The organism is Enterobacter sp. BIDMC 27 (assembly GCF_000534415.1).
Lineage (GTDB): Bacteria > Pseudomonadota > Gammaproteobacteria > Enterobacterales > Enterobacteriaceae > Enterobacter > Enterobacter hormaechei_C.
The window spans coordinates 3,493,038-3,508,017 of the sequence record NZ_KI973178.1; the positions used below are offsets into that span (position 1 = coordinate 3,493,038).

A 14,980-nucleotide genomic window follows, 5' to 3' on the forward strand; every position below is an offset into this window, starting at 1 on the left:
CCCGCTACGGCGGGTTTTTTTGTTTATAGTATTTATTTGTATGACTTATGCCTCCTTCACCTGCCATTCACATGACAGATGATGCGCACACGGATGATAGATAATTGTGAAAAACGTAACCTCCTCACATGTTCTGCCCTTTCGCGCCCTCATCGACGCCTGCTGGAAAGAGAAATACACATCGTCACGCTTTGTTCGTGACCTGATAGCCGGGATCACCGTCGGGATTATTGCCATCCCGCTGGCGATGGCGCTGGCGATTGGTAGCGGCGTCGCGCCGCAGTACGGGCTGTACACCTCGGCCGTTGCGGGGATTGTGATTGCGCTGACGGGCGGGTCCCGCTTCAGCGTCTCCGGCCCGACTGCCGCCTTTGTGGTGATCCTCTACCCGGTTTCCCAACAGTTTGGTCTGGCAGGCCTGCTGGTTGCCACCCTGATGTCCGGCATCTTTTTAATTCTGTTTGGTCTGGCCCGCTTTGGTCGCCTGATTGAATATATTCCCCTTTCCGTAACGCTGGGGTTCACCTCGGGGATTGGGATTACCATCGGGACCATGCAGATTAAGGATTTCCTCGGCCTGCAAATGGCCCATGTTCCGGAGCACTATTTACAGAAAGTGGGCGCGCTGTTTATGGCGTTGCCGACGGCCAACCTGGGCGATGCAGCCATTGGCATCGTTACCCTCGGCACACTTATCGTCTGGCCTCGCTTAGGCATTCGTCTCCCGGGGCATCTGCCCGCTCTGCTGCTGGGCTGCGCGGTGATGGGCGTTGTCAACCTGCTCGGTGGACAGGTCGCCACCATTGGCTCCCAGTTCCACTATGTTCTGGCGGACGGCTCACAGGGCAGCGGCATTCCGCAGTTGCTGCCGCAGCTGGTTCTGCCGTGGGACATGCCGGGCTCAAGCTTCACCCTAAGCTGGGATTCCCTTCGCGCTCTGCTGCCTGCCGCGTTCTCCATGGCAATGCTGGGCGCGATTGAATCCCTGCTCTGCGCCGTCGTGCTCGACGGCATGACCGGCACTAAGCACAAAGCCAACAGCGAGCTGGTCGGCCAGGGCTTAGGGAACATCGTTGCACCGTTCTTCGGCGGTATTACCGCTACGGCTGCGATTGCCCGTTCCGCCGCGAACGTACGTGCGGGCGCGACATCACCGGTTTCGGCGGTCATTCACTCCCTGCTGGTGATCATGGCGCTGCTGATCCTTGCCCCGCTGCTTTCATGGCTTCCGCTCTCGGCCATGGCTGCGCTGCTGCTGATGGTGGCCTGGAACATGAGTGAGGCGCATAAGGTGGTTAACCTGCTGCGCCGTGCGCCGAAAGACGACATTATCGTGATGCTGATCTGCATGTCGTTGACCGTACTGTTCGATATGGTTATCGCCATCAGCGTCGGCATTGTGCTGGCCTCGCTGCTGTTTATGCGCCGCATCGCGCAGATGACGCGTCTCTCCCCGGTTAACGTTGAGGTGCCTGACGATGTGCTGGTGCTGCGCGTGATTGGTCCGCTGTTCTTCGCCGCAGCGGAAGGTTTGTTCAGCGATTTGGAATCCCGCATCGCGGGCAAACGGATTGTGGTGCTGAAGTGGGATGCCGTCCCGGTGCTGGATGCCGGCGGTCTGGATGCCTTCCAGCGCTTTGTTGCCCGCCTGCCGGAAGGCTGCGAGCTGCGGATAAGTAACCTTGAATTCCAGCCCCTGCGCACCATGGCGCGCGCGGGCGTGCAGCCGATCCCTGGCCGATTGTCCTTCTACCCTAACCGTGAAGCTGCGTTAGCGGATCTGTGAGTCATCTGATGCAGAGACTCGTCTTTGCATCATCACCCCGATCGCCTGCTGGAGCCATTCAAGCACGGCAGGCGTCATCCACGTGCCTTTCATCAGATGCGGCTCCTGCTGCATGGCGAGGCGAAATTTTTGCTGGGTCTGCGGGTTTGTTCCTGCATAGGACTGGAATAAAACCAGCCACTTTTCTGCCAGCTTTTGCGCATCGTCAGAAGCGGGACTGAGATTATCCTGCTGCGCCTGATGCAGCTTCGCCACCAGCGGCGGCCACTCCATCATCCGGTCAAAGTAGTGCGCCCGGGTAAAGGCCATCTCTTCGGCAGTGAGATATTTCTCCCAGATGCTGAGCTTTGATTCGGCAAACGCCCGCGTGATGTAATCAGTTATCTCCGGCGTAATGCCGGTTTGCTCCTGCATCTGCGGCTCCACGCTGTGCATCTCGTTCAGACGGGTCAAAAATTCCGGTTTGCCTGCGGTATCCTGCTCCAGGCGTTCCATCCACCGTGAAGCCAAATCGGTCGCCCGCGCGTCCGTGACGCTGACGTTCTGTTCCAGCAAGTGTTTAACCTCCGTCACCAGACCCGACCAGATATCCGCCAGCGCCTCTTTCTCTACCGCAAACGGTAGTTGCTGCAACTCTTCTTTGCTAAACCAGCGATCGTACATATTCATTAACTCCAGAGTCTGTAGCCAGGATTCCAGATCCGGCGTCGCATCGTCGGTCAGCCCGGTACGCAATTCCACCAGCCGGTTGCGCAGCGTATGGATGCTACGCAGTTGCTTGTCCAGCAGAGTGATTTGCCCGTCGAGTAATTCGGCTAATGACAGCGAACGCTGTTCCAGAAAATCCCTGATTTCGGCAAGCTCCAGTCCGGCTTTTGCCAGCGCCTGGATCATATGCAGACGCTGCACATCCGCCAGGTTATAAAGCCGGTAGCCTGCCGCGCTTCTGGCAGAAGGTAACAACAGCCCTGTTTGCTCGTAGTGATGCAAAGTCCGCACGGTGATCCCGGCACGTTTCGCCAGTTCACCCACCTGTATCAACATAACGGCTCCTTTTGTTCTGCCAGTGTCGTTACTCTGAAGCCTTACGTTACGTGAGGGTCAATGCGTCATGCAAAAAAAACGACTTCAGATGAAGTCGTTTCGGTGTTCTTTATGGGGCACTAGCTATGCTTGCGCTGGTCGCGGCGGCATCGTTTATCGTAATGGCGCACCCACCAGTATTTATCGCAGACTTCCTCATGTCCGCTCACGCGCGCCCCGGCGAGCCACAATACCGCACCAAGGAAGATACTCAGCACCGCGCCATGCGCAAAGTATTGTGGGAGGTCAAGCTGCGGTAATTGGTTTAAGATTGAATAACCGACACCGGCGACCATCACGAACAGTCCCAACCCCATTAGCACGTTACCGAGCATTGAAGCGTTTTTGCGTTTCATATGTCACCTCCGGAACTTTGGGTTGTCAGGGGAAAAGCCCCTTCTCCTTGTGTGTAAAGTATAGACAACGCCTCTTATATGAGTTGCGTGAATGATCACATTTACTGATAACTCCCGGACAAAAATTTACAAATAAGACATTGAACAGCTTGAAATTCTAATTGTTCAAAGAGGAAATTATTCGCATTTCGGTGTACAGCAGGCAGAACTTTGTCAAGCGGCGCGCCAGACAGTAAACTACGCGCCAGATCTGGAACCCATTAGGAAGTAAATCGTGACGATTAAACTGATTGTCGGCCTCGCCAATCCGGGCGCAGAGTATGCCGCTACCCGCCATAACGCCGGCGCCTGGTATGTTGATCTGCTGGCGGAGCGTTTGCGCGCTCCCCTGCGTGAAGAACCCAAGTTTTACGGGTATACCTCACGCATCAATCTTGCGGGTGCTGACGTGCGGTTGCTGGTGCCAACCACCTTTATGAACCTGAGCGGCAAAGCCGTGGCGGCCATGGCAACGTTTTATCGCATCAATCCGGATGAGATCCTGGTGGCCCACGACGAACTGGACCTGCCGCCAGGCGTGGCGAAGTTCAAACTGGGCGGCGGTCATGGCGGCCATAATGGTCTGAAAGACATCATCAGCAAACTGGGTAATAACCCTAATTTCCACCGTTTGCGCGTGGGAATCGGCCATCCGGGCGATAAAAACAAAGTTGTTGGTTTCGTACTGGGTAAACCCCCGGTTTCTGAGCAGAAGTTGATTGACGAAGCGGTGGACGAAGCGGCCCGCTGCACCGAGATTTGGCTTCAGGATGGCCTGACGAAAGCCACCAATCGACTGCACGCTTTCAAAGCGCAATAATCGGCGCCCTGGGGCTTTTTTACCGCGCGTCGCGCGGGTTACGTGTATAATAGGCGTAGTTATTTACTTTTCTTCAATCGGTTATCGTTAACGGATTGATTATCAAGATATTAAGGTGATTTAGAAATGGGATTCAAATGCGGTATCGTCGGTCTGCCAAACGTGGGCAAATCCACCCTGTTCAACGCGCTCACCAAAGCAGGTATTGAAGCGGCGAACTTCCCGTTCTGTACCATCGAGCCGAACACCGGTGTTGTTCCTATGCCCGATCCGCGTCTGGACCAGCTCGCGGAAATCGTGAAGCCGCAGCGCATTCTGCCAACCACCATGGAGTTCGTGGACATCGCGGGCCTAGTAAAAGGCGCATCCAAAGGTGAAGGCCTGGGCAACCAGTTCCTGACCAACATCCGTGAAACCGAAGCGATCGGCCACGTTGTGCGCTGCTTCGAGAACGACAACATTATCCACGTTAACAACAAAGTGGATCCAGCTGACGACATCGACGTCATCAACACCGAGCTGGCCCTCTCTGACCTCGACACCTGCGAGCGCGCCATTCACCGCGTGCAGAAGAAAGCCAAAGGCGGCGACAAAGACGCGAAAGCGGAACTGGCTGCGCTGGAAAAATGTCTGCCACAGCTGGAAAACGCGGGCATGCTGCGCGCGCTGAAAAACCTGACTGACGAAGACAAAGCGGCGATCAAATACCTGAGCTTCCTGACCCTGAAGCCTACCATGTACATCGCCAACGTTAACGAAGACGGTTTCGAGAACAACCCGTATCTGGACAAAGTGCGTGAAATCGCTGCGGCTGAAGGCTCTGTAGTGGTAGCGGTTTGCGCTGCCGTTGAATCTGATATTGCAGAGCTGGACGACGCCGACCGCGAAGAGTTCATGGCCGAGCTGGGTCTGGAAGAGCCGGGCCTGAACCGCGTGATCCGCGCGGGCTATGAGCTGCTGAACCTGCAAACCTACTTCACCGCTGGTGTAAAAGAAGTGCGTGCGTGGACCATCCCTGTCGGTGCGACCGCGCCTCAGGCGGCCGGTAAGATCCACACCGACTTCGAGAAAGGCTTCATTCGTGCGCAGACTATCGCGTTTGAAGACTTCATAACCTACAAGGGTGAGCAAGGCGCGAAAGAAGCAGGCAAGATGCGTGCGGAAGGGAAAGATTACATCGTTAAAGATGGCGACGTGATGAACTTTTTGTTTAACGTTTGATTTGTTTTGAATGAAAAAAATCCACGCTTTGGCGTGGATTTTTTTTCGCGTGTCCTATCAATAGATAACTAGTTTGCCCGCTGGCCAAGTACCTGACCATCCACAGGGCATATGCCCAGCTTCATAAACATTAATTAAGCCTTCAAAAGCGAATGGCTCATGTAGTAAAGAACTATACGCATCTTCAAGCAAGTAATTCACAAGGTCCCATTTTAAGTTCTCAGTCATTGATCCTTTCTCAGACTCTGGGAAGATTATTTTTGGGATAATATCATTCTCCACAACTTTCTTAGCTTCTTTGACCAAAGAGTTCCAATATTGATATTTGTTAGTGTGTTTTTTTGCGAGATAGCCCGTTATTTCATAACCAGCCTCCAAGGTGGCACTTTCCCATTCATCGCTATTCAAGCCTTTTATAAATAAGCTAAGGGACTGAGCCTGGATAACACCAGGGAGTGTCGTTGCTACACCAAGATTAACAAACCAATTAATATTATTTAACCTATGTATTGCTAACTGGGATATCTTCATTTTTTAACCTGATTTATTCTACATGGGATTCTAGCTGCTTTCATACCACCAAGCCTGTCATGCTGTTTTATAATAAAACCCTATGGTTTGTGTCACAGAGCTTTATTAAAAATATGAATATCAAAACAACAGCAATCGAAGTAAATAAATCGATTAAATTTTTAAATATTCTTTAAGAAAGATCTTCTTCTGCTACTAATCCATTAACAAAATTGGCAAATGAATTTGTCAGATATCTTTGAAGTTTTATGTGATTCTCTTGCATAGTCAAATCCTCATCAAAAGAATCTGTAGCAAAATATACTATTGAGTAATTGTCTAAATCTAGACAGAAGAAATTCCCTCCCCAATCATTTGCGAAAGGAAGCAGGTTTTTAGGAATCACTTCCCTATCCAACATGCTGATATAACAACCGTCGATTAAAGATCTAGGGTCATTATTTGTCTGACTATTATAAACAAACGGTTTAAACCCTGCCACCTCTACTGGCTCAAAATCTTCATCACCGTCCCACCAACTTTTCTCAGGAGTGCCACCATTAAATTGCAGATAATGTGAAACGAAATCATCCGGAAGAGTAATAGATAATTTCTCTTCCGTTTTAGTAATATCTGCACGTCCAATCTTTTTTTCACAGTTACTGAAATGGTTCATAGGTTATACCTCACTGATGACAGTTTGCACGCAATTTTTTCGGGACACGCCCCTTCAACCAGCCTTTAGAATGAGAAACAGCAATGGCTTCTTGGGAACCATATTTTACACCAAAATATTTCTCGAATTGTGAGACTGAGCCTTTATGTGGGAAAGTAGCTTCATGCGCAGAAGTTTTTACTAATTGCATTGTTGTCCTTCCTGTGGCTGGGTCAAAATCATCGACATGATGCCATGTATATCCAGTTGCATCGCTTTTAGAAATACCGGCTGCCTTGAAAGCCTCGGTGAAATCTCTATCTCGAGTTCCTTGCATTGTAATAGATACAATATTCTGTTTTGTTCCATTGATTGGGAAAAGATCTGGGCTTCCTGTAAAGTCGACTCCCTTTAATGCCAACCCCCACGGATCCACCCAACCCAGCGCATTCGGCGCATACTGGTAAAGGTTTATCCCCCCCGCCAGCCCTATCGGGTCCTGCTGCGTAAACCGCCCGCAGTCCGGGTCGTAATACCGGAACAGATTGTAGTGCAGCCCTGTCTCACGGTCCTGGTATTGCCCCTGCATCCGCAGGTTCTGAGAATATCCTGATACCTGCGTCTCGCTTTCCCGCAGCAGCTTGCCCCAGGCGCTGCTCACCCCTTCCCAGCGCACCTGCCCTTCGCTATCCGTCATCCGCTCCGGCGTGCCGTTGGGCTGGCAGTGGAACCAGAAAATCTCCGGAGCATCAACGCCGTCAATGCGCGCCAGCGGGTCGTAGCTGTTCTGATCGCTGTAGACGTAGGTCAGCGGCACGTCCCCGTGCACCTCCTGCAACAGCCGGAACCCTTCCCAGACAAACCGCGTGGTGACCGGCTTGCCGGTTGGCTGGCCGCCCAGCATCTGGCGGCGCGTTTTGCTGATGCGTCGCCCGAGCGGATCGTAGCGGAAGCTGACCTGCGTCTGCGGCCTGTTGCGGTCCCGCGGCTGGCTGATCACCTCCGTCAGGCGGTGCTCACCGTCGTAGCGGTAGTGCCAGCGGGTCTGTCCGTTATCTTTCTCCACGGTGCGTCCGTGGACGTCATAGCGCCAGCGAATGCCGTTCAGCTGCGTCAGCCGGTTGTGCGTAACCTTCTCAGCAGATCCTTCGAGCGGGTTACCGGTAGTATCCCAGCGGTGCAACCAAGAGCACTGAAAATTACCGGTAACTATATCCCGGCGATGCAGGCGGCCAAGACGGTCATATTCGCTGCGGGTTCGTTAGTGTTAGTAGTTTGCGCCACGGTTGAATCCGATAATACTGAACTGGACGATGCCGACCGTGAAGAGTTTATGGAAGAGCTGGGTCAGGAAGAGCCAGGCGCGAAAGAAGGAGGCAAGATGCGTGCATAAGGAAAAGACTACATTGTTGAAGATGGCGATGTGATGAACTTCTTGTTTACGTTTAATTTTTATGAACGGGAAAAATCCACGCTTTCACGTACATTTTTTATTAGGGAGTCAAAAAAATATCTTAGAGATCTGACTTCTTGCTCACCTCCAAAGAAATGATTTGTGTAGTCGCAAGCTTTAACGTCTGAAAAGGCACCTCGATTAATCACTCAACAAGTAAGGCCAGACTCTAATACTTAGCGAGGCTGACACCACCGTTTCTTAGGAGAGGTCTGCCGGTCGACAATAATATATCTTCTAAATCCTTTTTTTTGCGAGCGGGAATCGTTAAAAGTTTTGAATCGCATTTTATCATAATAAGCAGGGCCTGATCGAGACAACGCGTTACGCTTCATACCATTTAAATAAAACCAATCATGCCAGCCATTTTGGTTTTCCACATAGCTAAAGACAACAACCCCTTCTTCGTTCAGATGATTTTTAAGTAATAGAAAAATGTGCCTCGTGGCAGTGCAGGCAAAGAAGCTTTTGCCCTAAGCATCAAATAGGGTTACAACGGTTAATAATGGCTTTTTATCGGTTAACACAAAAACTAACTCGCGTGTTGTAAGACAATTGCATAATCTAAAATGGTATGCTGAAAATTTTTTTTACCCTTCAGCAATGATAACGTTTCTATGATTTGTTCCATTCTTTATCCAGAACATTTCATCTTGAGGTAACGTTCCATTACCGCAGAAATCAACAAGCTCACCTTGCCAACCATCAGGAACATATTTTTGATAATGCATACTTTCAACATACTCAGAATATAGTCTTTTATTATCAAAATCTATAAGCAAATCCGGCATAAGATCATATATATCCCACCAAGTTGTTTTTTGCGAAAGCCTACTAAAAAACTCATCAGCTATGTCATCCTTATCGAATGAATAGCCATCTTTAATTAACCCATCAATAAATATCTGCGCGTTTTCTTCATTTACTACGGGTATGTCATATCTTTCCTTATGGACATCCTGTAGATTTATTTCCACCCCACTTTTCACAAAACCCTCTATCCATTTAATTCTATCTAAAATCCACATTTCTTTGAACGCCACGAACCAATAATATATTCCTTCTTTCTTTACTATCACAAGGAGATCATCATCTTTATTAATATTCATATAGTAACCTATTTTACATTACCGGAGCCTGGAATCGCTACTTCTTCAAGCCATTCTGCCCATACTGATGGTAATACATACGATCTACCTGGCGTTGTTGGATCAACGTGCTTAGGAGCCAATCCCCCTTGATTTAACGGATTAAGCATGCGTCAGGGGGTTGTGCGTGTCCTTTCCAGCAAGTCGTTCGAGGTGGATTACCAGCAGACGATCGCAGTTGTCATAATTTCATTATTGCGTACAGCTGGTAAAAGACTTTTAAAGGCTCAGAGTCTAATATCTAAAGACTTTACACTTAAAAGAATGAGCATGACGTAAAGAAAAAGGGAAGTTGCGTGCAGAAAGCAAAAAATCAAATCGTTAAAAATGGCGATGGGATGAACTTCTTGTTTAAAGTTTGATTTGTTTTTTATGAAAAAAACGAACTTGCGCACTCTTAGGAAAATAGAACTCAAGGTATTTTTCAGCTCTGTCTTGAAACGTTCGTTCTTTGACGTAGTTATAAGAATCATTAAAATATTTGTACGCTTCATCAAATTGATTCAACTCATAAAAAACCATGCCGAGGTCGATTAACGGCGCTGTCTCTATATCCGATCCACGTGTACTAAGTATCCTCTCCCCCCATTTTTTCGCCTCATCGTTCTCCTTGAGAGCAAAGCAAGCACTGTACATGTACGCAGAGTTGCAGTTGGCAATTTTCCATTCGATCTGCGGCTCAGGAAGAGCCTGCCGGACATTTTGTTATTGCTCTAAAGCCTCGGCTTATTTTTTTATCATGAAATTCGTTTCCTTTTTCTACAAGAGATGTAAGTATTATTCATGTGTTTATTCATTAGCAATAGCAAATAAACCTCCTCACCTATAAAAAGGGGAATAAGAAATAAATGCTTTTAGAAGCAAGGAGGTATCTAAGACAGTAAATCTTTATTATTAAAAAACTTAAAAACTAACCAAAAAAGAATTTCTTAAACCCTTCAACCTCAACATCTTTTAGTTTAGTTTTAAGCATCACATCGATATCTTCCAGAAAATCTTCTCTTAAATTAAATTCATCATCTGTAGCATCACCATCATAATTATTTTGTTCCATCTCAATAGCAGAACAAAAAGCATTCAAAAAGTCAGCTAAGGAACCAGAAATTATAAAGTTTCGTTTTTGAATGCTACCATAAACAGGAGATGTTAGATTTTGGGTGTCACAAAAAAGAACGTCACCATTTCTTTCAGCAAAGATTATATATTCATCGCGCCAAGCCGTATCATTTTGAACTCGCCAACCGGATAATATTTCGTTGAGATCTTGAGGTTCAATAATCTGTAAATAAAAAGTACCATCAAATGTTGGACTGTCATTTAAAATCAAATGACGATAAAAAAAATCAACCTCCCCATTTAAATTCACGGGAAAAGAAGTCTCATTTTCATCGTCTGTATAGTCTATCTCTCCCATATTCAATTCATTCATTTTAAATTTGTTCACAAGATCTTGGACTGCATTTTTTATGTTCATCTTTCCACCTATAATTGCTTACATCGTTGTCTAGATTTTAATGTTCTTTCTCTATCGATTAAGCGCCCACGCGTCGAGTTCTTAGTATTCCCTCTATGTCCTTGATCACCATGGACATGCTCATTGAACTTGTCGGGATGGTTATGATTTTTCAAGAATACAATGTTCCTCGGATCACCTTGCCATTTGGAACCAAGTGTACCATTGCCTTCTACCGAATTGATATGATGCCCGGTATAGCCTGCCCGGGACATCACAGAGGTTAGGCTCTTGTTGGGAGTCTTCAAAATTAAATCCCTCTCTTGCGCTGTCCAATTTCTTGTGCCAGCCCCACCATCCTGCAATAAGGCTTTTTCTTGCACCCATGCCCTAGAAATAGCAGAGCTTCTAGCTCCACCTTGAGCAGAAAGAGAATCATGTGGCCGGTAACGAATGAGATCGTCAGGAGTCAACCCCCACGGATCTACCCACCCCAGCGCATTCGGCGCATACTGGTAAAGGTTAATCCCTCCCGCCAGCCCTATCGGGTCCTGCTGCGTAAATCGTCCGCAGTCCGGGTCATAATACCGGAACAGATTGTAGTGCAGCCCTGTCTCACGGTCCAGGTATTGCCCCTGCATACGCAGGTTCTGGGAATATCCTGATACCTGCGTCTCGCTTTCCCGCAGCAGCTTGCCCCAGGCGCTGCTCACCCCTTCCCAGCGTACCTGCCCTTCGATATCCGTCATCCGCTCCGGCGTGCCGTTGGGCTGGCAGTGGAACCAGAAGATCTCCGGGGCATCAACGCCGTCAATACGCGCCAGCGGATCGTAGCTGTCCTGATCGCTGTAGACGTAGGTGAGCGGCACATCCCCGTGCACCTCCTGCAACAGCCGGAACCCTTCCCAGACAAACCGGGTGGTGACTGGCTTACCGGTTGGCTGCCCAAACAGCATCTGGCGTCGCGTTTTGCTGATGCGTCGCCCGAGCGGATCGTAGCGGAAGCTGACCTGCGTCTGCGGCCTGTTGCGGTCCCGCGGCTGGCTGATGACCTCCGTCAGGCGGTGCTCGCCGTCGTAGCGGTAGTGCCAGCGGGTCTGGCCGTTATCCTTCTCCACGGTGCGGCCGTGGATGTCATAGCGCCAGCGAATGCCGTTGAGGTGCGTCAGACGGTTGTGCGTGACCTTCTCAGCAGAGCCTTCGAGCGGGTTACCGGCAGCATCCCAGCGCCACTGCTCCTGGCCGGGCAGCGTGCCGTCCTGAACCAGCAGACGTCCGGCGCTGTCGTACTGCCAGCGGTACCAGCTGAACGGGTTATCGTCCCGCTCTTCCCGCACCAGGTTATTGCGATAGTCGTAATCCCAGCGGCGGGACCAGCGGCGCGGCGACGGGCGCTGGGCATTGCCGGTAAAGACGTCCCGGCGATGCAGTCGGCCAAGGCGGTCGTATTCGCTGCGGGTGGTCAGCAGCCCCTGCGTACGGCTGGTTTCACGGTGGAGTTCGTCGCGGGTAAAGTCGGAGACCGACAGCTTATCAAGGGCAATGCTGAGCAGATGCCCGCTACCGTAGTAGAACTGTTTCAGCTCCCGGCCATCGGGCAGCGTGACGGAGGTGCGGTTACCCAGCGCGTCATACTCCCACGCCAGCTCCCCGTGTTCGCCCGTTTCGCGCGTGACGCGCCCGAGCGCGTCATACTCAAACACAAGCTCCTGCTCGGCCTCGGCGCTCCAGGCATCGGCTGAAAGCGCGGGATGCAGCCCAATCCGGCTCAGAAGGCCGGACGGGGTGTAGTGGTAGCGGGTCTGCCCCTCCGGCGTGGTGCGGGCGACCAGCTGGCCGCTCGCGCTCCAGGCGAAGGAATGGGTAATGGCCTCCGGATGTCCGGCGGCAAAGGTGCGCGCTATCGTACGCCCGCAGGCATCGTAGCGATACTGCGAGGCCACGCCATCCAGCCCCACCTCTTCCAGCAGCAGCGAGTCTGCGCCCCAGCGGAACTGATACGCTTCGCCGTTTTCGTTTTCCAGGGCAATCAGACGCCCGCGGCTGTCCCAGCGGCGGCGCACCTCTTCACCCTGCGTATTACGGGTGGCGGTTAAGCGCCCTGCCTCGTCGTATCTGAACTCGCTCTCTTTCCCGTCGGCGCCCGCATGCTTCACCGGCAGGCCACGTTCGTTCCATTTGAGCGACTCGGTCCAGCCTTCTGGTCGGTCGAGCTGCACCGGACGCCCCGCGGCGTCGTAGCGGTAACGCGTCTCTTCGCCGTCGGCGCTTATCTCAGCCACCAGCCAGCCCAGCGGATGATAACGGTATTGTGTCACACGGCCCGAACAGTCCGTCGCACGCACCATCTGCCCGGCCTCGTTGTACTCCTGGTAACGGCTGTTCCCGGCGGCATCGACTTCTTCCACAACCTGACCAAACTCGTCCCGACGCAGCAGCGAGGTCTGCCCCATCGGATCCACCACGCGTTTCAGCCCGTGATGTTCGTCATACCGGAACCGGGTGGCGCTACCGTCGGCTTCGATGATGGACGCCGGAAGCGCACGGTGCTCCAGCCAGGTGGTGGTGCGGGTATTGCCGTCGGCGTCGATCTCCTGCACCCGGTTGCCCATCTCGTCATAGACGAAGGTAACGGCATTACCCAGCGGATCGATGCGACGCGTGAGGAGTTCGTTGTCATCCCACTCGTAGCGCCAGTTCTCACCGCGCTCGTCAACGTAGCGAACAATCAGGTTTTGCGCGTTCCAGTAATGCTTTCGCGTCTGACCGTCGTAGTGATCGACGGTCGTCAGCCCGGCGGCTAAATCGTAGCTAAAGCGACAGCCGTCGCCGGTGCTGGTGCGGTTTTCCACCACGCGCCAGTGGTCGAATTTTTGCCAGCGGTATTCGCTCTCCAGCCCGCCCGGCAGACGGTGCCAGACCATCAGGCCATCATCGTTATAACGGTATTCACGGGTAACCACGCCGGAGGCATCCGTTGCGCTGGCCAGCTGGCCGCGCGCATCGTAGCCCCACTGCATCAGCGGCCATGTCTGGTTGCCGTCAAAATGGCTCGCCGAGGTAACGCGCTGCGGGAAACGTTCATCGTCATAGCGCAGGGTGACATCGATCGCCCGCGGCTCATCGTGCAGTCCGACCAGCCGCCCGTGCTCATCCCATTCAGTCAGCAGCGCGTTGCCGTATTCGTCGCTGAGGGAGACCAGGCGCAGGATGGAGGGGTTAGCGCGGGTCGGTTTATACAGACGCCACACCGCGCCGTCATCGTCGGCTATCGCCACGTCGCCGCTCTCATTGCGGCGGATGATAATGCCTTCGCTGATGCTGTAAAACGCGCGGTCGACCGGCGGCAGCTCGAAGCTCAGCTCGCGCCCGGTTTCATCGAACCAGGTGGCGTTGTTTTCTTCCAGCGTCAGATAGCTGTCAAAGGTGGTAGCCCAGCCCAGACCAAACAGCCCTTCGCGGGTGGTCAGGCTGTTGTAGCTGCGCTGCCAGCGCAGTGGAAAGCGCCCCGGCAGCGAGAAATCGAGTTCGTCGTCGTCATTCAGCACCTTCACGCCGGTAGCGGCATGAACCGGGTGCGAGGAGCCGAACACGGCGTTGACGGCCATATCCGCCAGCATCCCGCCACCGGCAGCAGCCAGCGCGCAGGGCATGTTTTTCAGGATCTTGCCCGGACGCCCGCGCAGCAGGGAGAGCGCAATCATCCCCAACGCCAGACCCGGCGTTTTACCGCTTTTGATATTGCGGACCGTGAGCGTGTCGCCGCCGATGATCACGTTCGGGGAGACGTCGTCGGAAACGGTGCCCTCGCAGGTGGTGCGATCTTTTGCGCGCACCGCAGGCTGTCCGTTGATGAAGACGCTTTTCGAGCCTTCCGCCAGATACTGCGGCCCGGAGTGCTTATCACACGCCACCTTGTCTTCTTCCAGTGGCGAGGTCCCTGCGGCGGCAGAGGCGACGCTGGGCTGCCACATCTCGCTGCCGAACTGTCCGGCAGCGGAGAGCAGCATGCCCGCGTAGTCGGCAAAGCTGCCCGGCGACTGCGGCTCAGGGGACGGGGTATCGGCAGGCGTTAACGTCCCGGCGGCGCGCGCAGCGGGAAGTTTATTTGTCAGAACATTGCTCGAACCGGTGGTGATTTTGCCCGCGGGCGACGGCGGGAAAAGCGCGTTACCCAGCCCTTCAGCGGCGTTGCTGATATCGTCGGTGATCCCGGCGACGTTCGCCAGAACCCCACCAATAATGCCGCTCAACAGACAGCTGGAGCCAATTGCCGCCACGCCTGCTGCTGCTGCCCCGGCTCCCAGCAGTGGGGCCGCAACGGTCGCTGCCGCGCCCACCGCCGCGCCAATCACCGCATAGGCAGCGCCTTCCGCCACAATGCTGGTAATATCAGCAAAAATGCTGGAGTGAATAATCTCGTCGCCCTTACGGGCCGCGTTGTTATCGCTCATGC

The 14,980-nt window shown here is 52.4% G+C and carries 10 protein-coding genes and 2 pseudogenes; 4 read left to right on the forward strand and 8 right to left on the reverse strand.

The genetic code is table 11. The features are described from left to right. The first annotated feature begins 106 nt into the window (after positions 1 to 106). Positions 107 to 1,786: a C4-dicarboxylic acid transporter DauA gene (gene dauA / locus L463_RS06305; RefSeq protein ID WP_023296766.1), complete on the forward strand. Its 1,680-nt coding sequence runs from the start codon at positions 107 to 109 to the stop codon at positions 1,784 to 1,786. Here dauA and L463_RS06300 read toward each other — a convergent pair. Beyond that, positions 1,772 to 2,830 (reverse strand): MerR family transcriptional regulator, encoded by a 1,059-nt coding sequence (locus L463_RS06300; RefSeq protein ID WP_023296767.1) that lies wholly within the window; start codon positions 2,828 to 2,830, stop codon positions 1,772 to 1,774. The two genes, dauA and L463_RS06300, sit on opposite strands and share 15 nt — an antisense overlap. Positions 2,831 to 2,949: 119 nt before the next feature. Next, on the reverse strand, positions 2,950 to 3,225 hold the full coding sequence (gene ychH / locus L463_RS06295) for a stress-induced protein YchH (protein WP_003856655.1): 276 nt from the start codon (positions 3,223 to 3,225) through the stop codon (positions 2,950 to 2,952). Positions 3,226 to 3,499: 274 nt separating this feature from the next. On the opposite strand from ychH, the gene pth reads away from it, so the two are divergent. Then, a complete protein-coding gene (gene pth, locus L463_RS06290; protein WP_006810922.1) occupies positions 3,500 to 4,084 on the forward strand; it encodes an aminoacyl-tRNA hydrolase in 585 nt (194 codons plus the stop codon). 126 nt (positions 4,085 to 4,210) lie between these two features. After that, complete coding sequence (gene ychF / locus L463_RS06285; RefSeq protein ID WP_003856650.1) at positions 4,211 to 5,305, forward strand: redox-regulated ATPase YchF; 1,095 nt, start codon at positions 4,211 to 4,213, stop codon at positions 5,303 to 5,305. Between the two features lie 57 nt (positions 5,306 to 5,362). Here ychF and L463_RS06280 read toward each other — a convergent pair whose 3' ends face one another. The 3 genes and pseudogenes from L463_RS06280 to L463_RS06270 form a co-directional block, all read right to left on the reverse strand. Continuing rightward, a complete protein-coding gene (locus L463_RS06280; protein WP_017384271.1) occupies positions 5,363 to 5,836 on the reverse strand; it encodes a hypothetical protein in 474 nt (157 codons plus the stop codon). Between the two features lie 172 nt (positions 5,837 to 6,008). Further along, entirely contained in the window at positions 6,009 to 6,491 is a 483-nt protein-coding gene (locus L463_RS06275) for an SMI1/KNR4 family protein (RefSeq protein ID WP_017384273.1), read from the reverse strand. A gap of 10 nt (positions 6,492 to 6,501) precedes the next feature. After that, a pseudogene (locus L463_RS06270) lies at positions 6,502 to 7,728 on the reverse strand (RHS repeat-associated core domain-containing protein); the annotation flags it as partial. Here L463_RS06270 and L463_RS24615 point away from each other — a divergent pair. Next, a pseudogene (locus L463_RS24615) lies at positions 7,687 to 7,863 on the forward strand (hypothetical protein); the annotation flags it as partial. The pseudogenes L463_RS06270 and L463_RS24615 overlap by 42 nt on opposite strands. Before the next feature lie 650 nt (positions 7,864 to 8,513). Here the strand turns inward: L463_RS24615 and L463_RS06265 are convergent. From L463_RS06265 to L463_RS06255, 3 genes are all read right to left on the reverse strand, one after another. Then, positions 8,514 to 9,032: a hypothetical protein gene (locus L463_RS06265; protein WP_023296769.1), complete on the reverse strand. Its 519-nt coding sequence runs from the start codon at positions 9,030 to 9,032 to the stop codon at positions 8,514 to 8,516. A 949-nt stretch (positions 9,033 to 9,981) separates the two neighbouring features. Then, positions 9,982 to 10,545 carry a hypothetical protein gene (locus L463_RS06260; RefSeq protein ID WP_017384278.1) on the reverse strand — a complete coding sequence of 188 codons (564 nt, stop codon included), beginning with the start codon at positions 10,543 to 10,545 and terminating at the stop codon, positions 9,982 to 9,984. Positions 10,546 to 10,553: 8 nt separating this feature from the next. Continuing rightward, positions 10,554 to 14,978: an RHS repeat-associated core domain-containing protein gene (locus tag L463_RS06255; RefSeq protein ID WP_123277427.1), complete on the reverse strand. Its 4,425-nt coding sequence runs from the start codon at positions 14,976 to 14,978 to the stop codon at positions 10,554 to 10,556. Positions 14,979 to 14,980 lie beyond the last annotated feature (2 nt).